The 23,846-nt window shown below is 71.8% G+C and carries 22 protein-coding genes; 11 read left to right on the top strand and 11 right to left on the bottom strand.

What is annotated here, in order from left to right; all coding sequences use genetic code 11:
* Positions 1–176: 176 nt before the first annotated feature.
* Together ACWDAK_RS36065 and ACWDAK_RS36060 are read right to left on the bottom strand one after the other, a co-directional pair.
* On the bottom strand, positions 177–947 hold the full coding sequence (locus ACWDAK_RS36065) for an ABC transporter permease subunit (protein WP_427395870.1): 771 nt from the start codon (positions 945–947) through the stop codon (positions 177–179).
* Positions 937–1,851, bottom strand: coding sequence for an ABC transporter ATP-binding protein (locus tag ACWDAK_RS36060; protein WP_427395869.1), 915 nt, complete (start codon positions 1,849–1,851; stop codon positions 937–939). Before ACWDAK_RS36060 ends, ACWDAK_RS36065 begins: the two co-directional genes overlap by 11 nt.
* Before the next feature lie 87 nt (positions 1,852–1,938).
* On the opposite strand from ACWDAK_RS36060, the gene ACWDAK_RS36055 reads away from it, so the two are divergent.
* Both ACWDAK_RS36055 and ACWDAK_RS36050 read left to right on the top strand, forming a co-directional pair.
* A complete protein-coding gene (locus ACWDAK_RS36055) occupies positions 1,939–3,249 on the top strand; it encodes a sensor histidine kinase (protein WP_427395868.1) in 1,311 nt (436 codons plus the stop codon).
* Positions 3,246–3,899: a response regulator gene (locus ACWDAK_RS36050; RefSeq protein ID WP_427395867.1), complete on the top strand. Its 654-nt coding sequence runs from the start codon at positions 3,246–3,248 to the stop codon at positions 3,897–3,899. Before ACWDAK_RS36055 ends, ACWDAK_RS36050 begins: the two co-directional genes overlap by 4 nt.
* Before the next feature lie 193 nt (positions 3,900–4,092).
* Here ACWDAK_RS36050 and ACWDAK_RS36045 read toward each other — a convergent pair whose 3' ends face one another.
* On the bottom strand, positions 4,093–5,109 hold the full coding sequence (locus tag ACWDAK_RS36045; protein WP_427395866.1) for a hypothetical protein: 1,017 nt from the start codon (positions 5,107–5,109) through the stop codon (positions 4,093–4,095).
* A gap of 99 nt (positions 5,110–5,208) precedes the next feature.
* Here ACWDAK_RS36045 and ACWDAK_RS36040 point away from each other — a divergent pair, with 99 nt between their 5' ends.
* From ACWDAK_RS36040 to uppS, 3 genes are all read left to right on the top strand, one after another.
* Positions 5,209–5,508, top strand: a complete 300-nt coding sequence (locus tag ACWDAK_RS36040; RefSeq protein WP_344635845.1) for a PadR family transcriptional regulator — start codon at positions 5,209–5,211, stop codon at positions 5,506–5,508.
* The gene (locus ACWDAK_RS36035; RefSeq protein WP_427395865.1) at positions 5,505–6,302 is read left to right on the top strand and encodes a hypothetical protein; all 798 of its coding nucleotides are present in this window, start codon (positions 5,505–5,507) and stop codon (positions 6,300–6,302) included. Before ACWDAK_RS36040 ends, ACWDAK_RS36035 begins: the two co-directional genes overlap by 4 nt.
* Before the next feature lie 73 nt (positions 6,303–6,375).
* A complete protein-coding gene (uppS, locus tag ACWDAK_RS36030) occupies positions 6,376–7,146 on the top strand; it encodes a polyprenyl diphosphate synthase (protein ID WP_427395864.1) in 771 nt (256 codons plus the stop codon).
* 84 nt (positions 7,147–7,230) lie between these two features.
* Here the strand turns inward: uppS and helR are convergent, their stop codons facing one another.
* The 5 genes from helR to ACWDAK_RS36005 form a co-directional block, all read right to left on the bottom strand.
* Positions 7,231–9,384: an RNA polymerase recycling motor ATPase HelR gene (gene helR, locus ACWDAK_RS36025; protein WP_427395863.1), complete on the bottom strand. Its 2,154-nt coding sequence runs from the start codon at positions 9,382–9,384 to the stop codon at positions 7,231–7,233.
* 224 nt (positions 9,385–9,608) lie between these two features.
* Positions 9,609–10,280 (bottom strand): response regulator, encoded by a 672-nt coding sequence (locus ACWDAK_RS36020; RefSeq protein WP_427395862.1) that lies wholly within the window; start codon positions 10,278–10,280, stop codon positions 9,609–9,611.
* Positions 10,277–11,596, bottom strand: a complete 1,320-nt coding sequence (locus tag ACWDAK_RS36015; RefSeq protein WP_344635850.1) for a sensor histidine kinase — start codon at positions 11,594–11,596, stop codon at positions 10,277–10,279. The genes ACWDAK_RS36020 and ACWDAK_RS36015 overlap by 4 nt, the downstream gene beginning before the upstream one ends.
* Before the next feature lie 10 nt (positions 11,597–11,606).
* On the bottom strand, positions 11,607–12,773 hold the full coding sequence (locus ACWDAK_RS36010; protein ID WP_344635851.1) for an acyltransferase family protein: 1,167 nt from the start codon (positions 12,771–12,773) through the stop codon (positions 11,607–11,609).
* Positions 12,766–13,731: an alpha/beta hydrolase gene (locus ACWDAK_RS36005; RefSeq protein WP_344635852.1), complete on the bottom strand. Its 966-nt coding sequence runs from the start codon at positions 13,729–13,731 to the stop codon at positions 12,766–12,768. The genes ACWDAK_RS36010 and ACWDAK_RS36005 overlap by 8 nt, the downstream gene beginning before the upstream one ends.
* Positions 13,732–14,161: 430 nt before the next feature.
* Here ACWDAK_RS36005 and ACWDAK_RS36000 point away from each other — a divergent pair, with 430 nt between their 5' ends.
* Both ACWDAK_RS36000 and ACWDAK_RS35995 read left to right on the top strand, forming a co-directional pair.
* Positions 14,162–15,994 carry a 2'-5' RNA ligase family protein gene (locus ACWDAK_RS36000; protein ID WP_427395861.1) on the top strand — a complete coding sequence of 611 codons (1,833 nt, stop codon included), beginning with the start codon at positions 14,162–14,164 and terminating at the stop codon, positions 15,992–15,994.
* Positions 15,995–16,058: 64 nt separating this feature from the next.
* Positions 16,059–16,544: a MarR family winged helix-turn-helix transcriptional regulator gene (locus tag ACWDAK_RS35995; RefSeq protein WP_344635853.1), complete on the top strand. Its 486-nt coding sequence runs from the start codon at positions 16,059–16,061 to the stop codon at positions 16,542–16,544.
* 398 nt (positions 16,545–16,942) lie between these two features.
* On the opposite strand, the gene ACWDAK_RS35990 is transcribed toward ACWDAK_RS35995, so the two are convergent.
* Positions 16,943–17,593 carry an FMN-dependent NADH-azoreductase gene (locus ACWDAK_RS35990; RefSeq protein WP_344635854.1) on the bottom strand — a complete coding sequence of 217 codons (651 nt, stop codon included), beginning with the start codon at positions 17,591–17,593 and terminating at the stop codon, positions 16,943–16,945.
* A gap of 146 nt (positions 17,594–17,739) precedes the next feature.
* Here ACWDAK_RS35990 and ACWDAK_RS35985 point away from each other — a divergent pair, with 146 nt between their 5' ends.
* Both ACWDAK_RS35985 and ACWDAK_RS35980 read left to right on the top strand, forming a co-directional pair.
* Positions 17,740–18,408, top strand: a complete 669-nt coding sequence (locus ACWDAK_RS35985; RefSeq protein ID WP_427395860.1) for a nitroreductase — start codon at positions 17,740–17,742, stop codon at positions 18,406–18,408.
* A gap of 99 nt (positions 18,409–18,507) precedes the next feature.
* Positions 18,508–19,236 carry an SDR family oxidoreductase gene (locus ACWDAK_RS35980; protein WP_427395859.1) on the top strand — a complete coding sequence of 243 codons (729 nt, stop codon included), beginning with the start codon at positions 18,508–18,510 and terminating at the stop codon, positions 19,234–19,236.
* Between the two features lie 168 nt (positions 19,237–19,404).
* Here ACWDAK_RS35980 and ACWDAK_RS35975 read toward each other — a convergent pair whose 3' ends face one another.
* Together ACWDAK_RS35975 and ACWDAK_RS35970 are read right to left on the bottom strand one after the other, a co-directional pair.
* A complete protein-coding gene (locus ACWDAK_RS35975; RefSeq protein ID WP_427395858.1) occupies positions 19,405–21,255 on the bottom strand; it encodes an ABC transporter ATP-binding protein in 1,851 nt (616 codons plus the stop codon).
* Positions 21,256–21,371: 116 nt separating this feature from the next.
* Complete coding sequence (locus tag ACWDAK_RS35970; RefSeq protein WP_344635858.1) at positions 21,372–21,605, bottom strand: hypothetical protein; 234 nt, start codon at positions 21,603–21,605, stop codon at positions 21,372–21,374.
* Between the two features lie 235 nt (positions 21,606–21,840).
* Between ACWDAK_RS35970 and ACWDAK_RS35965 the strand changes: the two genes are divergently transcribed.
* Both ACWDAK_RS35965 and ACWDAK_RS35960 read left to right on the top strand, forming a co-directional pair.
* Positions 21,841–22,368 (top strand): SixA phosphatase family protein, encoded by a 528-nt coding sequence (locus tag ACWDAK_RS35965; protein WP_427395857.1) that lies wholly within the window; start codon positions 21,841–21,843, stop codon positions 22,366–22,368.
* Between the two features lie 103 nt (positions 22,369–22,471).
* Positions 22,472–23,764, top strand: a complete 1,293-nt coding sequence (locus tag ACWDAK_RS35960) for an aspartate aminotransferase family protein (RefSeq protein ID WP_427395856.1) — start codon at positions 22,472–22,474, stop codon at positions 23,762–23,764.
* Positions 23,765–23,846 lie beyond the last annotated feature (82 nt).

Below are 23,846 nucleotides of genomic sequence, written 5' to 3'. Positions count from 1 at the left end.
ATCAAGAAGGTCCGCAGGGGCCGCTACACGGCAGCCGCCACACCAGCGGCCCCCACCTTGCACCCCGGCCGAAATCCTTAACTACCCGGCCTTGGTCGTCACATCCCGGTGCTGGACACCCTTCCTGCGTGCCCGGAGCCGAACTACCGGACTCGCCCGACTTCGGAGCTGCTCGTCTACGCGTCGCGCCGTCCGATCAGGAACAGTGCGAGCGCGAGCGCGACGCCCGCGTAGGTCGCGCAGATCAGGATCGACACCGTCGGCGAGAAGGTGTCCACCTGGGGGTGGATCGACACGGCACTTGCGGCGGCCCGCTGGAGACCGAAGCGCATGAGGTCGTGGCGCAGGTTCTGCGGTAGGTGGTCCAGTACCTGGGGCAGCAGGAAGACCAGGGTGAAAAGGACGGCGATCGCCCCTGCGGTGGAGCGCGTGATCGCGCCCAGCGAGGTGGCCAGCACCGTGACGATCACCAGATAGAGCACCGCGTAGGTGACGGCGCGGAAGACGCCCGGGTCGCTCAGCGAGACTCCGCCGTGGCCGTTGGCCATGATTCCCTGACTCAGCAGGAACGTCGCACCGAGGATGACCCCGCCCGCGACCAGCGCGAGCGCCGTGGTGACCGCGACCTTGGCCAGCAGTACCTTCCGACGCTGCGGCGTCGTCGCGAACGTCGTCCGGATCAGCCCGGTGGAGTACTCGGAGCTGACCGCCAGGACCCCGAGCACGCCGATGACCAGCTGGGCGAAGATCGCGCCGAACAGCGGGGCCGAGACCGGGTCGAAGGACGAGCGGTCGCGCGGGTCCATGGCCGCCCAGTCGTCCGCGGTCGTGGTGGTGACCGAGATTGCCACGGTGACGACCAGCACGGCGGCCGCGGCCAGTGACAGGTAAGTCGACCGCACCGAACGCAACTTGATCCATTCGGCGGTGAGCAGCTCAGTTCCCATCGTGTGTCCCCTGGTATTCGACCGATTCCCTGGTCAGGTCCATGAAAACGTCCTCCAGTGAGGCCTGCCTGGCCATCAGTTCGTGGACGGGCAGGCCGTTGCGGGCGGCCAGGTCGCCGATCTCGCCGACCGTCAGGCCGGTGACGACCAGCGTCTTGGAGCCCTCGTACTCGACGGTCGCGCCGCGTGCCCGGAGCATCCCGGCCAGAGCGCTGCGGGCGGGCGAGCGGACGTGCACCTGGCTGGTGCCGTGCTCGCGCAGGAACGCCTCGACGCCGGTGTCGGCGATCAGCCGGCCGCGGCCGATCACGACGAGGTGGTCGGCGGTCAGCGCCGTCTCGGACATCAGGTGGCTGGAGACGAGGACGGTCCGGCCCTCGGCCGCCAGCGACTTCATCAGGTGCCGGATCCACAGGATGCCCTCGGGGTCCAGCCCGTTGACGGGCTCGTCGAACAGGACGACGGGCGGATCGCCGAGCAGCGCGCCGGCGATGCCGAGGCGCTGCCGCATGCCCAGCGAGAACTCGCCGGCCCGCTTGTGCGCGACCTGGCCGAGGCCCACCTGCTCCAGCACCTCGCCCACGCGCCGCCGGTCGATCCGACCGGCCACGGCCAGCGCCGTCAGATGCGCCCGCGCCGAGCGGCCCGGGTGGACGGCACCCGCGTCGAGCAGCGCTCCGACGTGGTGCAGCGGGTGGTGCAGCGTGCGGTACGGCCGTCCGTCGACGAGGGCCGCGCCGGCGTCCGGCGTCTCCAGGCCGAGGATCGCGCGCAGGGTGGTGGACTTGCCCGAGCCGTTCGGCCCGAGGAATCCGGTGACGCGGCCGGGCCGGACCGTGAACGTGAGGCCATCAACGGCGGTGACCCTGCCGTATCTCTTCGTGAGTTCGGTGACTTCGATCATCACGACTCCTTTCGGCGTTCAAGGTGCCAGCCGGGTACAAGCGTTGGCGTCGGAGCACAGGGTGGTCTTCGGGCGTACGGCCGCGGCATGATCGAGCGGGTGCCGTACGACCGGAGGATGACGGCCTGGGGTCCGATGCCCGGCACCACGGCCCCCGGCTACCGTCGACACATGATCGCCACGGCCGGACCGCCCTTCCCCCGACGCCTGAGCCCGCGCGACCTGCTCGTCATCGACGCGCTGACCGGCGCAGTCCTGGGCGTCCTCGCGCTGCTGCACGGGTTCGGTCCGCGCGAGGCGGCGGTGGTCTCCCTCCCGACCGTCGTCATCGTCGCGCTGACACCGGTGCTCGGCGCCGCGGTCGCGCTGCGGCGGAGGTACCCGTGGCCGGCGCTGTGGGCCGTCGCGCTGGCCTCGCCGTTCGTGGCGCAAGAGTCGCAGAAGTTCCCGCTTCCCGTCCCGGCGGCGATGGCGCTCGTGCTGTACACGCTCGCCGTCCGAACGCCGCGTAGCGTCTCCGTGCGGGGCTTGGGCGTGCTTGTCGGCTGTACCGCGCTCGGCGTGGTCGCGGTGCAGTACGGCCTGCTCGGGCCGCACCTCCCGAACCCGGCCGTGTTCGACCACGCGATGCGCATGGAGGTCCTGGGCCTGCTCCTGCTCACGCTGCCGCTGTCTGCGGTCTGGATGATCGGCGTGGCGGTCAGCGCCAACCGCGCGTACACGGCGGGGCTGCAGGCACAGGCCGAGCAGCGCGCCCGCGAACTGGTCGTCGAGGAACGGCTGCGCATCGCCCGCGAGTTGCACGACATCGTCGCGCACAACCTGTCGCTGATCACCATGCAGGCCTCGGTCGCCGGCTTCGTCGCCGGAACCCGACCCGAAGAGGCCGTCAGGGCCCTGACGCTGATCGAGCAGACCGGACGCGACGCCCTGCACGAGATGCGTCGACTGCTCGGTATGCTGCGCGACGGCGACGGGAACGCGCAGGATCCCGAGCTCGTGCCGGCCCCGCGCCTGGCGGACCTCGACCAACTGGTCGCGCGGACGGCCGAGTCCGGTCTACGGGTGGAACTGAGGATCTCCGGCGAGCGGCGCGAGCTGCCCGCCCCGCTCGAACTCGCCGTCTACCGGATCGCCCAGGAAGCGCTGACCAACGTGATCAAACACGCCGACGCCACGCGCGTCCGCACCGTGCTCACCTACGGGGAGGACTCCGTCGGAATCGAGGTCGTCGACGACGGCCGGGGCGCGGGCGCCGATGCGGCCTCTTCGCCCGGCCACGGACTGGTCGGCATGCGCGAGCGAGTAGCCGTCTACGGCGGCGAGCTCGAGACCGGACCACTGCCCGACGGAGGCTTCCGGGTCACCGCCCGCATCCCGCTGGAGGCGGGCTCGTGATCCGGGTGCTGATCGCGGACGACCAGACGCTGCTGCGCGGAAGCCTGCGCCTGTTGCTCGACTCCCAGCCCGACCTGACCGCCGTCGGTGAGGCCGCCGACGGACGCCAGGCGGTCGAACTCACCGCGGTCGAGCAGCCCGACGTCGTCCTCATGGACATCCGGATGCCGGAGCTGGACGGGCTGGAGGCCACCCGCCGGATCGTCGCGGCCCACGAGAACGTGCGCGTGCTCGTCCTCACCACCTTCGACCTCGACGAGTACGTCTACGGCGCCCTGCGCGCCGGAGCGAGCGGTTTCCTCCTCAAGGACACTCCGCCCGCCGAACTCGTCGCGGCGATTCGGGTGATCGCACGAGGCGAGGCGCTGCTGGCACCCGCCGTCACCAAACGCCTCATCAAGCAGTTCGCCCGCATGCCCGAGATGGGCCGCCGCCCGACCACCGGCCTCACCGCAATCACCGACCGGGAGCGGGAGGTGCTCGAACTCGTCGGACGCGGGCTGTCCAACCAGGAGATCGCGGACCGCCTGGTCGTCAGCCCGGCGACGGTGAAGACCCATGTCGGACGGCTGCTGGCCAAACTCGACGCCCGGGACCGGGCCCAACTGGTCATCGTGGCCTACGAGAGCGGCCTGATCGTGCCGGGCTGACGGCGACGGGCGCATTGAATCGCATTCCATCGCATGCGCACACACCGGGTGCGGTTCCCGCAGAGGACAGGACCCTCCCGGCCGTGGACGCAACCGCGGGGCCATCATCTCTTCCAACGGAGCATCGGCCTGATGAGCCAACCTCAATGCCAGAGTCTCCTCGCTCTGGCAACCGACCAGACGTGCCCCACTGTCACTCCCTGATCCCGGTCGCAGCCACACCGAATGTGAGCGCGCCCGCCAGTAGCGCGCAGGCGAACGTGACGGCCGCCCACCGCCCGATGGAGTCGACCTGGTCGCCGAGCCCGAGCAGTTGCCAGACGGTGTCCCGCAGCGCCAATGAGACCGGCAGCGCCAACGCGCCTGCGGTGGTCGCGATCCGGGCGGCCCGTCGCGTTCTCGATGCGGGAGGAGGCGCGGCGAACCGCAGGACGCTGTTGCAGATCATCACGAAGGCGAAGGTGCCGCCCGCGAAGACTGCGCTCTCCACGGCGAAGAGCAGTACCCCGGGCCAACCCTCGCCTAAAGCCAGTCCCATGGCGACCAGCAGGCCGGCGGCGAGGGCGGCCGCGGCGGCGAGCGGGGCGAAGTGGCGGCGCACGAAGCCGAGCACTCCGCCGCTGCCGATCAGCGCAGCGAGTGCGCACCCCGCACGCGAGCGGGGGCCAGCGAGCAGGTTGGCGAGGGGCGCGAGGTCGTCCAGCCAGTCCCCGCCCGCGTCCTCGGTCCCGCGTACCGGTTCCGGTAGCCGCCGGATCGCCCGGCGGTGCAACAGCAGGCTCAAGGCCGTCACCCCGGTGAGCGGCAGCAGGGATGCGATCAGCCAGGGGGTGCCACCGTCCCAGGACGCACGGTCCGCCCGCGCGGCCACCGCCGCCCAGTCGGTGGCGAGCGTGGCGGCGACGAGCAGCGTGCAGACCAGCGCGGCCCGGAGAACCTGCTCGATCCGGTAGCGCGGCAGCGGCCGGTCGCGGCGGCACAGCAGCGCCCTCGCCCCGCCGAGCGTCCCAAGCAGTGGGACGAAGAACATGGTGAAGGTCACCACTGCGTCGTACGGATCGTCCTGCCAGGGACTGCCCGCCCGCACCGCGTGAACCTGTGTCGTCAGGTAGGCGAACAGGGTGAAGGCGGCGGCGCCGGCGGCGGACGTCAACAGCGCCGCGGCCGCGGCAGGCCGGGCGGGGTGCCCGACTCCCAGCTGATCATTCATCAAGTCATCGCACATGGCGGCGATAGTACACATCGCGTAGTACTTGGCACGTAGTTCGTGGCACGTATTATGGTGCTCCGTCAGATCGAGAGGAGCGATATGCAAGCCAACGATGCCCAGACGCTGGTGCTCTGCGCGCTGGCCGACGGGCCGCTGCACGGATACGCCATCAACACGGCGATCGAGGAGCTGACCGGGGAGCGGCTGGGGCCCGGCAGCCTGTACGGAGCGCTGGCCAGGCTGGAGTCGAAGCAGCTGATCGAGCCGCTCGACGGACAGGGCCGCCAGCGCCCGGTGCAGCTCACGTCCCTCGGCCGCGAGGTCCTCGAACGCGAACTGCGCGCCATGGCCCAGGTCGCGAACGCGGGACTGCGGCGCCTGGGGGTGAACCCGGCGTGAGCGTCGTCACCCGAAGCCTGGTCAGGCTCTACCCGGACGCCTTCCGCGACCGCTGGGGTTCGATGGTGGAGGACGAGGCCCGGGGAGCGGGCTGGAAGTCCTGGCCCAACCTGATCGCGGGCATCGTGGACATGTGGCTGCACCCGGCCCTCTGGCCCGCCGACTCCCCGGCACAGCGCCAGCGGCGGGTGGCCACCATGGGCATCACGGTCGCCCTCGCCGCCTGGTTCCTCAGCCACCTGGCCGCCGAGCAGGCCGCCCCCCTGCCCGCCGACGGCGTGCGGAACGGAGTCACGCACGGCTGCACCACCCTGCTGCTGCTCGGCATCGCCCTGGTCGCACCCCGGCCCCGTCCCACGCTTAGCGCCGCGATCACGCTGTTGGGCTGGGCGGTCCGCCGCCTCGCCGTACCGACGCTCCTCGGCACCGCCGTGGTCGTCCTGGTGCACGGCGGCTTCAACGCGGACGCCTCGCCGCCCACCCTGCGCACCGCTGTGCTCGCCGCCTGGTGGATCGCCCTGGGCCTCGGCGCGATCCAGATCCCCCGCATCTTCACCGGCGTCGGCGCGGACGCCGTCGTGCCACCTGGCACCGGCCGCCTCCGGGTCGGTGTCCGGACCCTCGCCGCTGCCAGCGCCACCGGCGGCGCGACCATCCTCGCTCTCTCGGTCACCGGTGACGGCTTCCACCCGCTCGGCGCCGGCGTCGGCGTGGGCCTGCTGCTGCTGACCGCGGTGTGCGCAGGCACCCTGCGCGACCTGCACGACCTGCACGACCTGCCGCCTGCCCCGTAAGCCACGCGGACCCGCCCGACTGACCACGGTTCGCCTGAACCGGCGGGCTCTCCCAACCACTTGGACGGTGCTCATGCCCGACCTGCTCCGCTCCCTCTACACCCGCCGCCTGCGCCGCGAGGTCATGGCGGGCCCGCTTCCCCGGCACGTCGGGCTGATCATGGACGGCAACCGCCGCTGGGCCCGGCAGATGGGCATGGCCAACCCGAGCCTCGGCCACAAGGCGGGCGCCGAACACGTCGAGGAGGTGCTCTCCTGGTGCGAGGTGCTGGGGATCAAGCACATCACCGTCTTCGTCTGCTCGACCGAGAACCTCCAGCGCCGCGGCGACACCGAAGTCGCCTACCTGATGCGGCTGATCGAGCAGGTGGTCACCGACCGCCTCACCCGCCCGGACGCCCGCTGGCAGGTCCACCTCGCCGGAATGACCGACGCCCTGCCCGACTGCACCGCCCGCGCCCTCAAGGAGGCCGTCGAGGTCACCCGAACCTGCACCACCGGCGCACACGTCACCCTGGCCGTCGGCTACGGCGGCCGCCAGGAGGTCGTCGACGCCATGCGCGACCTGATGTACGCGCGGGCCGAAGCGGGCGCGTCACTGACCGAGGTCGCTGACGCCCTGACTGTCGACGACATCGCCCCGCACTTGTACACCGCCGGCCAACCCGATCCCGACCTGGTCATCCGTACCAGCGGCGAACAACGGCTGTCGAACTTCCTGCTCTGGCAAAGTGCCTACTCGGAGCTGTACTTCTGCGAGGCCTACTGGCCCGCGTTCCGCGAGGTCGACTTCCTGCGCGCCGTCCGCAGCTTCGCGGCCAGGCAGCGGCGCTACGGCGGCTGAGCCCGGTCCCGTAGGGCGGCACCGGCTCGGCCGGCTCCGCCCCTTTCCGTAGCGGCGGGTGACGATCACTACCTCCGGCCGAGGTCAGGAGCTTGTCAGGATGACGAGTTGCCGCGTCGCCCGGGTCATCGCGACATAGCGGTCGACCGCTCCTTCGACGCCCTCGCCGAACGTCTCCGGATCGATGAGGACGACCAGGTCGAACTCGAGCCCCTTGGACAGCTCCGGGGTCAGCGACCGGACGCGGGACGTCGCCCGGAACGTGCTGGTTCCGGTGTCACCGGCGCCGATGACGCAGGCGGTCCCCTCGGCATGCGCTTCGAGCCAGTTGTCGAGGATCGAGTCCAGCTCCGCAACGGATCCGTGGACGACGGGGACGCCGCTGCTGCGGATGGAGGTCGGCACGTTGGCGTCCGGGAGCACGGCTCGGATGACCGGCTCGGCTTCCGCCATGACCTCCTCCGGCGTCCGGTAGTTGACGCCCAGTGAGGCCAGTTCGATCCGGTCGAGCCCGATCCGTTCGAGCCGTTCCTCCCACGACTCGGTGAACCCGTGCCTGGCCTGGGCGCGGTCGCCGACGATGGTGAAGCTGCGGGACGGGCAGCGGAGCAGCAGCATCTGCCACTGTGCGTCCGTCAGTTCCTGGGCCTCGTCCACGACGACGTGCGCGAACGGGCCGGCGAGCCGGTCCGGGTCGGCGCCGGACAGGGAGGTCTCGTCGACCAGGCTGTCCCGCAGGTCCTGTCCGCGCAGCATCGTCACCGCGCCCTCGCCGTCGTCATCGGCCTGGAGGATGTGGTCGATGACGTCGGCCATGCGCTCGCGTTCGGCGGCGACGGCGGCCCCCAGCCGGCGCTTGCGCCGTGCCGCCTCCGGGTCGCCGAGCCGCTGCCGTGCCGCGTCCAGGAGCGGCAGGTCGGACACCGTCCAGGGCTGGGCGTCCTTGCGCCGCAGCTTGCGGACCTCGTCCGGGCTGAGCCAGGGAGCGCACATCCGCAGGTAAGCGGGGACCGACCACAGGTCCGAGACGAGGTCGGCCGCTTCGATCAGCGGCCACGCGCGGTTGAGGGCGGTGACCAGTTCCTCGTCCTGCCGCAGCGACCGCTGGAACTGCTCGGCCGGGACGTGCTCGTCGTCCAGCTTGTCCAGCAGGATCGCGGCCAGCTCGTCCCAGATCTGCTCGCGCGCCTCGTTGTGCGGAGTGCCCGGGTCCGGTGCGTCGAACGCATCGGCCCAGTCGTCGGCGCTCAGCCGGATGTCGGCCCAGTCGGTCGTGACCGTCATCCCCTCGCTGGGCGGCTCCTCGTAGAACCTGACGGCCTTCTCGATCGCCTTCACCATGTCCGCGGACGACTTCAGGCGAGCGACGTCCGAGTCGGCCTCGACCGCTGCTCCGGCTCCCTCGGCGACGAGGTCCCGCAGGGTGCAGGTCTGCACGCCCTCCTCGCCGAGGCTGGGGAGGACGTCGGCGACGTACGCCAGGTAGGGCTGGTGCGGACCGACGAACAGCACGCCGCCCCGTCGGTGGCCGAGGCGCGGGTCGGAGTAGAGCAGGTGGGCGGTGCGGTGGAGAGCGACGACGGTCTTGCCCGTACCCGGACCGCCGTCGACGACGAGGGCGCCGCGGGATCCCGCCCGGATGATGGCGTCCTGGTCGGCCTGGATGGTGGCGAGCACGTCCCGCATCCGGGCCGACCGGTTGCCGCCCAGGCTGGCGATGAAGGCGGACTGGTCGTCGAGCGCGGCGTGCCCTTCGAGCCCGTCGGCGCTGAACACCTCGTCCCAGTAGTCGCTGATCCGGCCGCGGGTCCAGCGGTACCTGCGGCGGCTCGCCAGACCCATCGGGTTGGCGTGGGTCGCCGCGAAGAACGGCTCGGCCGCGGGTGAGCGCCAGTCGAGCAGCAGCCGACGGCCCTCGCTGTCGGTGAGGCCGAGCCGGCCGATGTACACGGGCTCGTGGTCGTCCGCGCCGACGATGTGTCCGAGGCACAGGTCCAGACCGAAGCGGCGCAGGGCGCGCAGGCGGCCGGTCAGCCGGTGGATCTCGATGTCCCGGTCCATCGCCTCCCGGCCGGCGCCGCCGGGCGCCTTGCGCGCGGCATCGAGGCGGTCGGACAGTTCGGCGATCGCCTGCTCGAGGCTCTCCCCGATGGCCGCGAAGTGCCGCTCGTCGCGGGCGGTGAGCATCGGGTCGGCCTTGGCGGCGAGGTGGTCGGGAAGGTCGAACGCGCTGGTCACTTGGTAGCTCTCCCATTTCCGCAGGTCCTGGCGTCGGCCAGCGATTCTGCGGCATGACCGGGGCCTTGCCGCAAGCCCCCCGGTGCGCTATAAGTTGAGAGTGGCGGGGAGTGGGTACTCCTCCTCTGCCGTTGCCGTCCGCTGTGGCGGCTCTCTGCTTCGGGTCGCGGCATACCTGGGCGGCGCGGACCCGGCACCCGAACCCCCTTCCCCGCAGCCGAAGTTCAGTACCCGCTCGGGCGGACCAGTCCCGTCTCGTAGGCGAAGACCGCGGCCTGGGTGCGGTCACGCAGACCCAACTTGACCAGGATCCGGCTGACATGGGTCTTCACGGTCTGCTCGGCGACCACCAAGCGCTCGGCGATCTCCGCATTGGACAGGCCCTGGGCGATCAGGGACAGGACCTCGGTCTCGCGCTCGGTCAGCTCGCCGACACGGTCCTTGAGCGGGGCACGGGGAACGCTGGTGGTGCGGGAGAACTCGGCGATCAGGCGCTTGGTTATGCTCGGGGCGAGCAGCGCGTCGCCGGCCGCCACCACCCTTACCGCCTGGGCGAGTTCGGCGGCGGAGGCATCCTTGAGCAGGAAGCCGGAGGCACCCGCGCGCAGCGCCTCGTAGACGTACTCGTCAAGGTCGAAGGTGGTCAGCACCAGGACCTTGACGGTGGCGCCCGCCGGGTCGGTGAGCCGGCGGGTGGCCTCGATGCCGTCGAGTTCGGGCATCCGGATGTCCATCAGGACGACGTCGGGGGCGAGTTCGGCGACCTTGGCGACGGCGTCCAGGCCGTCCACCGCCTGGCCGACCACCTCGATGCCCGGTTCGGCGTTGAGCAGCACCGTGAATCCCTGACGGACCATCATCTGGTCGTCGGCGATCAGCACGCGGATGGTCGTCATGGGTGTCCTCGGCGGGGTTCGGCAGACGGCTTCGGGGTGTCTGCGGGCAGGATGGCGGTCACTTCCCAGCCGCCGTCCGGGGTGGGTCCGGTGGCCAGTTCGCCGCCCAGCATGGCAGTTCGCTCGCGCATCCCCAACAGTCCGTGGCCGGCCCCCTGGGAGGGCGGGGCGGGCCGGTCGGGGGCGGTGTTGACCACCCGTACGGCCAGACCGTCCGGCTGGTAGCCGAGTTCCACCCGGACTGCGGCGCCCGGTGCGTGCCGCATCGCGTTGCTGAGCGCCTCCTGCACGATCCGGAAGGCCGAGAGTTCGACGCCCGGCGACAGCGGGCGGATCTCGCCGGTGGTCCCGGTGGTGACGGTGAGTCCGGCGCCCCGGACGTTGCCGAGCAGCTCGTCCAGCCGGTCCAGGGTGGGCTGCGGGGTGTAGCGCGCCCCATCCGCCAGGGCGTCCTCCGAGCGCAACACGCCCAGCACCCGTCGCAGTTCGGCCAGTGCCTCGACGGCGTTCTGCCGGATGCCGGCCAGGTTCTCCCTGAGCTCCTCGGACGGGTTCTCCACCAGGTGCGGGGCGACCTGGGCCTGGATGGAGATCACCGACATGTGGTGGGCGACCACGTCGTGCAGCTCGCGGGCGATCCGGTTGCGCTCCTCCAGCAGGGTGCGTCGGGCCCGTTCCTCGGCGGTGATCTCCTCCTGCTCGACCAGCTTGGTACGGGCCACCTGGCGGCCGCGCAGCGAGGAGCCGACCAGCACGGCGATGGTGAGGACCACGATGTCGACGTCGCCGAAGGCCATGACGCCGTTGCAGGCCAGGCCCACCACCACGCTGACCGCCAGCGCCTCGACCGCGGCTCGGGGCTTGAGTACCAGCGCTGCCAGGAACAGCACCCCGGCTTCCAGGGCGAGCCCGGGCCCGTTGACGAGGTCGGGGTTGTGGCTGGCCCAGAAGAGGAGCCGCTCGGGCGGGGCGGGCCGTGCGAGGAGCGCGGCCAGGGCCGCCATGGCCGTCGACACCCACCAGGCCAGCAGCGGGCGGAACAGCACGAGCAGCAGCGCCGTCGCCTGGATCAACGCGAGCACCGGGCCGGCGCTCCGGCCCAGGAAGTACTGGTTGGTCAGGAAGTTCGCGTCGGCGATGCCCAGGAAGAACGCGGCGAACACCACCAGCACCACGATCGCCGGAAACCAGTGCCCGCCCAACCGCCTGGCACGCGGCACCGGTTCGAGCGCCGCCGTCCACAGGTCGTCACGCAGCTGCCGTGGTAGCGCCCGCAGCGTGCCGACCAGCCGATCCACCGTGTCCCCCCTCTTCACAAGATCCACTCTAGGCACGCGGCACCGCCGGCGACAGACCCGAGCGCTGCTCGCGCACCACCCGGGTACCGCTCCGCTTCGGCTTCCGCTGCTCGTACGAGCGGAACGCGGCCCAGCAGACCAGCAGTGCCAGCGCGAAGGCCGGCAGCCAGAACAGCCGGGCGAGCGCCCAGCCGGCGCCGTCGGGGACGGTGTGCAGCCCGGGCAGCGCTTCCCCGCCGAGCAGGCCGATCGCGGTGACCGCCATCATCGCGGTCTGGTGCCACAGGAAGACCGTCATCGCGAACAGGTTCACCAGAGCCACCGCCGCCCAGAGGGCAGGGCGCCGCAGCACCCGCCGCAGCGGGCCGAGCAGCAACAGGGCCACGCCGCACTGGGCGAGCCCGAAGGTGACGGCGGCGAGGGTGAGCGGGCCGAGGTTGGAGACCGCCGCGCCGGGCACCCCGACCATGGACGCCGGGTAGCCCGCCCACAGCACGAGTGCGGCGGTGGCGGCCGTACCGCCGAGCAGCAGCGCCCAGCCGGTGCCGCGGCCGCACAGCTCGCCCCGGGCCCAGGCCGCGCCCAGGCAGTACGGGACCAGCCAGCCGGCCAGCTCGTTGAAGTAGCCGAGCCCGGCGGGTGCGCCCAGACCGAACCGGGCCAGGTCCACCAGCACCACCACGGCCAGCGGCCACAGCGGGTGCAGCCTGGCGACCAGCGGGGTCGCGGCGGTCAGGGCCGTGAAGACCAGCAGGAACCAGAGCGGGGAGACCGCCAGCTTGGCCAGCGTGTGCACGGTGTCCTGGCCGACCCCCGAGCCGAGCATGGCGACCGTCGCCACGGTCCACACCGTCAGCAGGGCCGCGACCGGCCTGAGCAGCCGGGCCATCCGGGCGCCGAGCCACCGCCGGTAGGTGGTGCCCCGGGCGCGGGCCGAGGCGTAGCTCTGCGCGCCCACCTGGCCGCCGACCAGGAAGAACACCGCCAGGGTCTGGAACAGCCAGGAGACGGGCGCCAGTTGGGGCAGGTACTGCAGCGGGCTGGCGCCGTGCAGGGTGCCGCTGTCGGCGACCAGGGCGGTCACCATCCAGTGGCCGAGCACCACACCGAGGATGGCGAGGGCGCGCAGTGCGTCGACGGCGCGGTCGCGCTCGGGCGGGGTGGCGGAGTCGATCCGCCGGACGAGGTCACGCATGGCCGCCCTCCTGGGCAGGGGTGAGGCCGGAGACGATCCGGGCGATGTTCCGCAGGGACACGGAACCGGGCTTGAGGTAGTCGCTGTGGCCGCCGTCGCCCGCCGGGAAGACGCGGGCGCCGAAGCGGGGCGAGAGGGGGTCGGCGCCGAATCCGACGGTGGCGAAGGGGAGTTGGAGCCGCACATGGGGCACGTTGCCGATCCAGTCGGCGGCGCCCCGGCCGGCCCACACGGTGGCCCTGGTGTGCAGCGCGGCGGCGTCGGGGTAGCCGGTGCCGGGGCTGCCGAACAGGACCAGGTCCGCGACGTCCAGCCCGGAGGCGGCCCGGGCGCAGACCACGGAGCCCCAGGAGTGGCAGAGCACGGAGATCCGCGCGGCGGGCAGGGCCGAGCGCAACTGCGCGGTGAACCGGCTGAGTTCGGGGGCGGCGGCGACCGCGCGGTCGTCGGTCGTCACGTCGGGGCTCAGCAGGCTCGGCGGCCGGTAGCCGAGCCAGGCGATGACGGCGGAGCGACTTCCCAGCTGCTGCCGGAGTGCCAGCGCATCGGCCCGGAGACGCCCGTACCGGTCGAGATCGGTGTCCGTACCCGGGACCAGTACGGCGATCCGCTCGGCGTCGGACAGGTCGCCGAAGACCTCCGCGGCACGTCCGCCGTCCCGGCCGTCGAAGGAGAGGAAGTGCCGCGCCGCATCGGCCATGGCGCTCAGTTCGGCGGCCCGCTCCCGGTCGCCGTGCGCGGCGGCCGCCCGCTCCGCTGCCCGGATGTCCGTACGCGTCGTGGCGTACCGCTCGGCGAGCGCGGCGGGGGTCGCGGCACTCAGTGGCGCCAGGGCGGTCGGGACCGGCGCCGGGACCGCAGCCGGGCCGGCCGCGCCCGCCAGCGGCAGCACCACCGAGGCGGTGACCAGGGCGGCGAGCAGGGTGCGCCGCAGGCGGCTTGGCGGGCGTGACGCCATGTCGGGTGGTCCTTCCGTACCGGAGGTCTGTCGTGCTTCCGACACCGAAGCTATGGATCACGCCCTGTGACCGGCGTCCCGCCGAAGAGCGGACCTGCCGTGTAGTCCTGAAGTACTACGGGTGGGAGGCCCCGGCCTGTCGGTCCGTCAATCCCGCTGGTCCGCCCGGTCATACCCGGGTCCCTGCCGGTCACGGGCGCGGGCGGCGGGCCGCCGAGCGCGGATGACGGGGCGGACGGACGAGGGTTCGGTCGGGGTCGGTCCGCCGGACGGCGGCTGCTCGCTGTCCGCTCGGGGCTCTTCATGCCCGCTCGGGACTCCCGGCCGACCGGCTCCCGCCGCGACCGGACGGGTGCCTGCGGCCGGGCCGCCCCGGCCGCCGGGTGGCTCCCGTGGCGCGGACGGGCCGGTCGTGTCGGACGATGACCGTGTGGAACCGGATCAGGGTTTCGGCGGGGCCGAGCCCGCCGACGTCCTCGACGCCGCGCCGACGCCGCGCACGGCCGTGGCCTGGCTCCCGCCCGAGGTGCTCTGGCCGGTGATCCAGGACATCCGTTTGGAGCACGACCCGCAGATCCGCCGGTGGCCGCCGCACGTCAACGTGCTGTTCGGCTTCGTACCGGAGTGCGACTTCGAGCGGGCGGCCCCGCTGCTGACCGCCGCGGCGGAGCGGACACCGCCGTTCACCGCCCGGCTGCACGGGGTGCGCAGCTTCCGGCACCGGGACTACTCCACCGTCTGGCTCGACCCGGCCGCGGCCGGCGGGGCGCCGTGGGCCGCGCTCCACCGGGCGCTGGTGGAACGCTTCCCGCGCTGCCACGGCCGGGCCCACGGCTTCACCCCGCACCTGTCGCTCGGCCGGAGCCGGCACCCACGCGAGCTGGCCGCCGAGTGCGCCGTCCGGCTCGGTTCCCGGTCGGTCCGGGTCGGGGAGCTGGTCCTGCTCTCCCGCCGGGGTGACGAGCCGATGCGGCCGCGCGCCACGATCGCGCTCGGCACCGGCGAGCTCCTGTGGCTGGCCGACCCCGGGCTCGGCGACCCGGTCCCCGAGGGCTCCGGCCCCGGCGGGCCCGCCTGGGAGGACGACGCGGCCGAGGCCGACCGCGTCGTACGGCGGATCCGCGCGGCACTGGGCGAAGGAGTCGTCCATCTCGCCGGTCCACGGCGGATGGGCTGCGCCCCGGCCGGAGCCCCGCTGGACCTGGTGGCGGCACTGCCGGGCACCGTCGAGGCCGCCGGCGTTCGGGCGCGCATCGCCGCTGCGCTGCCGGACGCCTCCCGGGCGCGGCGGGTGACCGGTGCCGGAGTGCCGGGCCTGCGCCTTCGGGTCGCCGGGCTGGACGTGGACCTGGCGGTGGTCCCCACCGGCGGCCTCGCTCCCGCCGAAGCGGTGGCCCGCCGCGCCGAGCTGGGCGAGGCGGCCACGGTCGCGCTGAGCGCGGTCAGCGACGCGGACGCGGTACGGGCGGCGGTCGGCGGCAGCCAGGCCGCCTTCGCCCGACTGGCGCAACGGGTGAAGGCGTGGGCGAACGCGCGCGGCCTCGACGCGGCTCCGTTCGGCGGGCTGCCGGATCTGGCCTGGTCCGTACTGGCCTCCTGGACGGTCCGGGAGGCCGTCGACCTCACGGCAGGCGCTCTCGCAACAGGCGATCTCACGGCGGGCGACCCCACCGACTACGACCTGCTCCGGCGTTTCTTCACCACCTGGGCGGCCTGGGACTGGCGGGAGCCTGTCGGCCTCACCGCCACCGCCGTACCACTGCCGGGGGCGGCGGGCGCGGTGGCGGTCATGACTCCGAGCGATCCGGTGCGCAGCTGCACCGGGCAGGTCGGCGACGGCGGCGCGAAGCTGCTGGCCCGCGAGCTGTACCGGGCCCGGGAGATCCTGGAGGTGGCGGCGGCCACCGGCGCCGACCCCTGGCCCGAGTTGCTCGCTCCCCCGCCCCTGCACCGCCGGCACGCGGCCTGGGCGGTGGTGACCGTACGACCGCCGCGCGCCGGTGACCCGGAGGAGGCCCTGGGCCCGGTCCGCGACCGCATGCCGGCCCTGCTCGGCGCCCTGGCCCACGCCGGGACACCGGACGCGCACGCCTGGCCCCGCCCGTTCGAGGCCGGCCCGGCGGTGTACCGCTTCGCGATCGGCCTCGGCCGCACGCCGCCGGCCCCGGCCCGGCTCGCCGAGATCGCCGAGAGGTGGCTCCGGGACCTGCCCGGCGTGGCAGTCGACCTGGCGGAGTGCGGCGCGGTACCGACCCTGCGCTGACCACCGGGGCGTAGGCCCGATTTAGTTTCAAACGATACCGTATCGAATGAAGTAGTCTGGGCTCATGGCCGCCGACGATCCTCGCCGAACCACCGCCTCGCGTGCGACTGACCGCCCCGGGGACGCCTCGCCTTTCGCTCTCGGCTTGCTGCTGCGCCGGGCGCACTGGCGCGCGGCCGCGGCGATGGGGGAGGCGCTTCGACCGCTCGGCGTCGAGTTGCGGCATTTCGCGGTGCTGATCGAGCTGGTCAACCATGGGCCCACGGTGCAGCGGGACCTGGCGGCGGCGACGGGGTCGGACAAGGCGGGAATCATGCGGGTCGTGGACGACCTGGAGCGGAAGGGCCTGGCCGTACGCAAGGCCGTTCCAGGGGATCGGCGGGTGCGGGCGGTGGAGATCACACCTCAGGGACTCGAACTGTTCGACGCGGCCCACGTGGCGGCGGGGCCGCTGACTGAGCGTCTGGTCGCCGAACTGGAACCCGGCGACACCGAGCAGCTGACGGCCCTGCTGACCCGGCTCGCCCATCCCGGAGACAACGAGGCCTAAGCCCGCCCGCGCACCGGTCGCCCGCTGCGTCGGCGCGCTTCGTCTCGTGCGGCTTCTGCGGCGAACCTCCGGCCTCGAGAGCTGCGGCCGCGGTCGCTACGCGCCAGCCTGCCGACGGGCGGGCTGGTCAGGACTTCGTTGCCGACGGGTCGAGTCGTCCGCAGGGCTGTCGTGCCGCATGCCCGGCCGGTGGCGTGCGCGCCTTCCACCCGTGCCCGGCATCACCGTCGTATCGATGGGCGTCCCACCGACAGGGCGAACACCCGGACCTCCTCAGCGCCGGGCCGCTGACTCAGGTGCAGAGGCGCCGGCTGCACCCTCGGAGAAGGCGCAGACCCCGGGGATGCCGTGTGACGTCCTGGGTGAGGCGTCACACGGCATCCCGCCGACCGCGAGGGTTACGCAGCGAGACGCTCTGCGAGTTCCTTCGCCTTGGCGGTCGCGTCCTCCAAGGCACGGTTGCGGGAAGCCTCGTAGCGGGGGACCAGTTCTGACATGGCCGGGTTGCGGGGGGCCATGGTGAGTTCCGGGACGATGAAGTCGAGGTCCAGGCCGAGGGTGCCCTTGAGGACGGCTTCGAGATAGTTCTGCACGAACTCGTAGCCCTCGCGCGGGGTGCCCGGCGCGTAGGAGCCGCCACGGCTGGCGACGACGATCACCGGGGTGCCCTGGGCCGAGGGCGTCTCGCCCGCGGTGCGGCCGAGCAGAAGCACGCTGTCCAGCCACGCCTTGAGGGTCGACGGGATCGAGAAGTTGTACATGGGAGCGCCGATCAGGATGGCGTCCGCCTCCTCCAGTTCCTCGATGAGCTTCAGGCGCGCGGCGAACGCGGCGGACTGCTCCGGGGTGCGCTCGGCGGGGGCGGCGTAACCGGCGGACCAGGCGTCGGCGGTGATGTGCGGGACAGGGTCGACGGCCAGGTCGCGGTAGATCACCGCGCCCTCCGGGTGCTGCTCCTCCCAGGTCTTGCGGAAGGCGGCCGTGACCCAACGGGACGAGGACGCCTCGCCCGGGAACACGGACGAGTCGATGTGCAGCAGCGTAGCCATGGGCTTTCTCCAAGGGATGGTGCCCCGAGCGGGAAACCAGGGGCTGAGGGTTCATGCTCGACGATAGTTTCACACGATACGGTATCGAATGATACCGTCGTGAGTGCGATGAAAACGGCCCGTTGAGCAGATGGAGATGGGTGATCATGGACGTCTACGAGGCGGTCACGAGCCGACGAGCGGTGCGTCGATTCGCCGACCAACCTGTCCCGAGGAAGACGCTGGAGCGCGTGCTGTCCGCCGCGGCCTGGGCGCCGTCCGGCTCGAACCTTCAGCCATGGCACGCCTACGTGGCGACCGGTGCGCCGTTGGCCGAGATCAAGAAGCGTGCCGGCGAGCGCCTGGCCGCAGGTGACTCCTGGGACGAGCCGGAGTACGAGATGTACCCGCCCGCACTGAAGTCCCCCTACCGTGAGCGCCGGTCCGCCTTCGGCGAGCAGCGCTACGGAGCACTCGGCATTCCGCGCGAGGACGTAGAAGCTCGCCAGCGGGCCGCTTCCGCGAACTGGGACTGCTTCGGCGCACCCGCCGCCCTGTTCTGCTACATCGACCGCGACCTGGGGCGGCCCCAATGGTCCGACGTCGGCATGTATCTGCAGACCGTCATGTTGCTGCTACGCGCCGAAGGGCTGCACAGCTGCACGCAGATGGCATGGGCGAAGTTCCACAAGACCGTCGCGGAGGTCCTGTCACCCCCGGACGGGCTCATCCTCTTCTGCGGCATGTCGATCGGCTTCGAGGACGTCACGGGCGGTGACACCCGTACGGGCCGGGCGCCGCTCGACGAGACGGTCACGTTCGTCGACGGCTGCTGACATCAACCGCGCTCGGTCGACCGGCGCGCCGCTCCTTGCCACGCCCATATAGCTGTCTCTATGTCATATTTCGCATAAAAAACGGACGAAAGGCATGTCATGAAGATCGCAGTCATCGGCGGCACCGGCTTGATCGGGTCGCAGGTCGTCATGATTCTGAACGCCGCCGGGCACCAGGCGGTACCGCACTCGAAGTCCAGCGGAGTCGACGTCATCAGTGGTCAGGGACTGGACGAGGCGGTGGCGGGAGCCGACGTCGTCGTCAACCTGACGAACTCGCCGACCTTCGACGAAGCCTCCCCGGCCTTCTTCCAGACCTCGATGGACAACCTTCTGGCCGCGGCCCAGAAGGGCGGCGTCGGCCACTTCGTCATCCTCTCGATCGTCGGCACGGACCAAGTCCCGGAGTTGGACTACTACCGCGCCAAGGTGCTCCAGGAGAAGATCCTCGCGGCCGGGCCGATCCCCTACTCGATCGTCCGGGCGACGCAGTTCATGGAGTTCATGGACGCCGTCCTGTCCTGGACCGCCGACGCCGACACCGTCCGGCTGCCCGCCACGCCGATCCAGCCGATCGCCTCCAAGGATGTGGCCGCCGCGGTCTCGGAGGTCGCTGCAGGCGCCCCGCTCAACGGCATCCGCAACATCGCCGGCCCTGAGATCTTCACCCTGGACGAACTGGGCCGGCTCACCCTGTCCCACAACGGCGACAACCGCACCGTCGTGACCGACCCCACCGCCGGCATGTTCGCCGTCGTCAACGGCGACGTCCTCACCGACAAGGACGCCCACCTCGCCCCCACCCGCTACACCGACTGGCTCTCCTGAGGGCCCTGAACTGGTCCCAGGCGGGTTCGAGCAGGCATGGTGGCAGCGCGGGCGCAGTCGTCCTTCGCGGTCACGGAGCGTAGAGAACTCCACGATCACGCGGGCCCGTGCCCGTTCGGCTGCCACCTCTCACAACGACCGTGCTCCGCCGCCTACTGCCGGTCGGTCCTAGGAGGCGGACTCCACCGAGGCGTCCGGTGGGTGGTGCAGCCGGTGGAGGGCCGCGTAGGCGGGGCTGCGGGCGAGGAGTTCGTCGTGGGTGCCGTGGGCGGCGAGCCGGCCCTGTTCGAGCAGGACGATCTGACTGGCGTCGCGGACGGTGAGCAGGTTGTGCGAGATGATGACCGTCGTACGACCTGCCATCAGCAGCCGCAGCGGGCCCATGATCCGCCGGGTCGACTCGGCGTCCAGGCCCGTGGTGGGCTCGTCCAGCACGAGGACGGGCGCGTCCCGGATCATCGCGCGGGCGATGGCCAGGCGCTGGCGCTGGCCGCCGGAGAGCAGTCGGCCGCGCTGGCCCACCACGGTGTCGTAGCCGTCCGGGAGCAGGCTGATGAACTCGTGGGCGTCCGCCGCCCGGGCGGCCGCCCGGATCTGGGCCTCGCCGGCTTCCGGGCGTCCGTAGGCGATGTTCTCCCGGACGGTGCCGTGGAAGACCAGGGTCTCCTGGAGCACCACCGCGACGTTCTCGCGCAGTTCGGTGAGGGCCAGCTCGCGCAGGTCGAGGCCGTCCAGCCGGACCGCGCCGCCGTCCGGGTCGTAGAAGCGCAGCAGCAGCTTGGCGACGGTGGACTTGCCCGCGCCGCTGGCGCCGACGAGGGCCAGTGTCTCCCCCGGCGCCACCTTGAAGGACACACCCGACAGCGCGGGGACCTCCGCCTCCGGGTAGCGGAAGGTGACGTCGTCGAACTCGATCCCGCCCTGGGCGCGGCCGATCGCCCGGGGGACGGCCACCTCGGTCACCTGCGGGCGCTGATCGAGCAGTTCGATGATCCGCTCGGCCGCGGCGGAGGCCGCGTAGAAGGTGGTGCCGAGCCCGGACATGCCCTGGATCGGGCCGTAGAGCCTGCTCAGCAGGGCGAGGAAGACCATCAGCCCGCCGAGCGTGAGCCGTCCGTGCACCAGCTCCCAGGCCCCGAGGCCCATCACCACCATGCCGCCGAGCAGCTCGATGAAGTCGACCGTCGGCCCGTAGAGCGCTCCGATCCGGGTGGAGGCCATCGCCGCGTGGTACCGGCCGATGCTCTCGCGCTGGAACCTGGCGTGCTCCCAGTCCTGGCGGTTGTACGCCTGGACGAGCGCGATGTTGCCGAGTGACTCCTCGGTGACGGCGCTGATCGAGCCGGCGCGCCTGCGGCGCTCGCGCGAGGCCGCCCGGATCAGCTTGGCGAAGCGGCGGGCGGTGAGGAAGAACAACGGTGCGGCGACCAGTGCGGTCATCGTCAGGTCCCAGCGCAGCGCCAGCAGTACGCCGACGTAGATGCCCAGCCGCATCACCTGGCTGACCGCGTTGACGAGCCCGGAGAGCAGGAAGGTCTCGACCGCGTCGACGTCACCGGTCACCCGGGAGAGCACGTCGCCGAGCCGGCGCCGTTCGAAGAACCCCAGTGACAGGCCCTGGATGTGCCGGAACACGTCCGATCTCAGGATGAGCAGAAAGCGCTCGCTGACCCAGGTGGAGGTCACCCGGTCGGCGAAGCCGAGTACTCCGGAGAGCAGGGCGAGCACGGCGTACGCGAGGGCGATCGGGAAGAACAGGCTCAGCCGGTGCGGGATGAGCATGTCGTCGATCACGATCTTGAACAGCCAGATCTCCGCCGCCTCGATCGCCGGGCCGATCGCGACCAGGGCCAGCAGCACCGCCAGCCAGTGGCGGCCGCCCTTGGTGTACGGCCAGAACCGCCGGAAGATCTCCCGGAGCGGAACCGGCGGTGCGGCGGCGACCACCGCGGCGTCGGAGGTCTCGGCGACCGCGAGGAAGCGTCGCAGCACGGACCGTAGGTAGCGTTTCCTCGTCATCTCACGGTCTTCCCGCTCGCCCCCGAACCCGGCCCCCCGATCCAGCGGCAAGGCCGGGCATGAATGCCCGGCCCGCTCTCAGAACAGATTTGTCGGCGCTCGGCTGCTAGCGGCTGCTAGTCCCAGTAGTCGTCCCAGTCGCCGTAGCCGCCACCGCCGTAGCCGCCGCCACGACCACCGCCGTGACGACCGTAGTCGTCATAACCGCCGCCGTAGCCGCCGCCACCGCCACCACCGTGGCGCTCGAAGTCGTCGTAGCCGTAGCCGCCGTAACCGCCGCCACGACCGCCACCGCCGCCTCCGCCGCCCTCAAAACGGCCGAAGGAACGGAAATTTGCGAGGAATGCCATGATCAGACCTTCTTTCCAAGTCCTTCTCAACCCATCGTCATCCTCGCTTCGGGGATACACAAGCGGCAGAGTGTGATAAATATGAACATTTAATGTTTTAGCCGAAATGTCCGAATTGACGGGCCACTGACACAATCCCAGTCCAAGATCCGCTCGTATCAGAGTGTGTGGTGAGCCGTCATCCGGCCCCGGCATCCGGGCTGCCGATGGCGCGCCGTCGGTACAGCATGGGGCTATGAGCGAGCAACCGCCCCGACGGCTGGTCGTGCTGCGGCACGCCAAGTCCGCCCGGCCCGAGGACGTACCGGACCGCGACCGGCCGTTGGCCCCGCGTGGCCGCCGCGACGCGGACCGGGCCGGCGACTGGCTGCGCGCCCTGGACCTGCTGCCCGACCTGGTGCTCTGCTCGCCGACCCGGCGCACCCGGGAGACCTGGGAGCTGGTCGCGACACGCTGGGCCACGACACCCGCCGTGGAGTACGACGAGCGGCTGTACGGAACGCAGTCCGAGGAGATCACCGCCGTACTGCGCGAGGCGCCCCCGGACATCCGGACGCTCCTGTTGGTCGGGCATCAACCCGCCGTCCAGGAACTGGTCCTGGACCTCGCCGCCGAGGCGGTGGGCGACCGGCTCGCGAAGCTCCGGGAGAAGTTCCCGACCTGCGCGGCCGCCGTCCTCGAACTCCATGTGCCCTGGGGCCGATTGGCGCCCGGCTCGGCCCTGCTGCGGGACTTCGTCGTACCGCGCGATGCCGAGGACTGAACTCCCGCAAGACTGCGACAGCGGCAGTGTGACCCGGGTAACATCGCGGCACGGCCTGCCCGATGGGTCGGTTCGCCTGCCCGAGAGGAGAGCGAGACCTGACATGTCGGAACTGTTGGATCGGCACCGCGCAGTCCTGCCGGCCTGGCTGGCGCTCTACTACGACAGCCCGCTGGAGCTGGTGAGCGGCAAGGGGTGCCGCGTCCAGGACGCCGACGGGGTGAGCTACCTGGACTTCTTCGGCGGGATCCTCACCAACATGCTCGGGTACGACATCCCCGAGGTGCGCCAGGCGGTGGAGCAGCGGCTGCGGACGGGCGTCGTCCACACCTCCACGCTGTATCTGATCCGCTCCCAGGTGGAGCTGGCGGAGAAGGTGGCACGGATCTCCGGCATCCCGGACGCCAAGGTCTTCTTCACCAACTCCGGCACCGAGGCCAACGAGACGGCCCTGCTGCTGGCCACCCACGCCCGCCGCTCCGACCAGGTGCTCGCCCTGCGCAACAGCTACCACGGCCGCTCGTACGCCGCCACCGCCGTCACCGGGAACCGGAGTTGGAAGAACTCCTCGCTCTCCCCGCTGAACGTGCACTATCTGCACGGCACCGACCGCGAGCGGTTCCCGCGCCTCTCGGAGAGCGAGTACCGGCGGTTCTGCGTGGAGGATCTGCGCAGCTGCCTGGCCACCGCCACCGCCACCGACGTCGCCTGCCTGCTGGTCGAACCGATCCAGGGCGTCGGCGGGTTCACCGCCGCACCGGACGGGCTGCTGCGCGAGTTCAAGCAGGTGCTGGACGAGTACGGGATCCTGCTGATCTCGGACGAGGTGCAGACCGGGTGGGGCCGCACCGGAGAGACGTTCTGGGGCATCCAGGCCCACGGGGTGACACCGGACGCCATGACCTTCGCCAAGGGACTGGGCAACGGCTTGGCGATCGGCGGCGTGGTGGCGCGGGGCGACCTGCTGGACGGCCTCCCGGCCAACGGCATCTCCACCTTCGGCGGCAACCCGCTGTCGACGGCGGCCGCCTCCGCCACCCTGGACTACCTGCTGGACCACGACCTCCAGGGCAACGCCCACCGGCTCGGCGGCAAACTGATCAGCGGCCTGCGGGCGGCGACCGAGAAGCTCTCGGTGGCGGGCGCGGTCCGGGGCAAGGGCCTGATGTTCGCGCTCGACCTGGTCGATCCGGACAGCGGCCGGCCGAGCCCCGCGCTGGCCGCCGCCGCGCTGGAGGAGACCAGGAAGCGCCGGCTGCTGATCGGCAAGGGCGGGCTGTACGGCAACACGCTGCGGATGGCGCCGCCGCTCACGCTCAGCGAGGGGGAGGCCGAGGAGGGGCTGTCGGCCCTGGTCGGCGCCCTCGAAGCGGTGGACCGCGCCCAGGCGTCCTGACGGCGCGCCGACCGGGCGTCGGGAGGCCGCGTGGTGCGGCGCAGCGACGACCACCAGTTGGAAGCCCAGGAACGGGATGTGC

The sequence above is a fragment of the Kitasatospora sp. NPDC001175 genome, from assembly GCF_053598215.1.
This window is presented reverse-complemented; position numbering and strand designations above follow the sequence as displayed.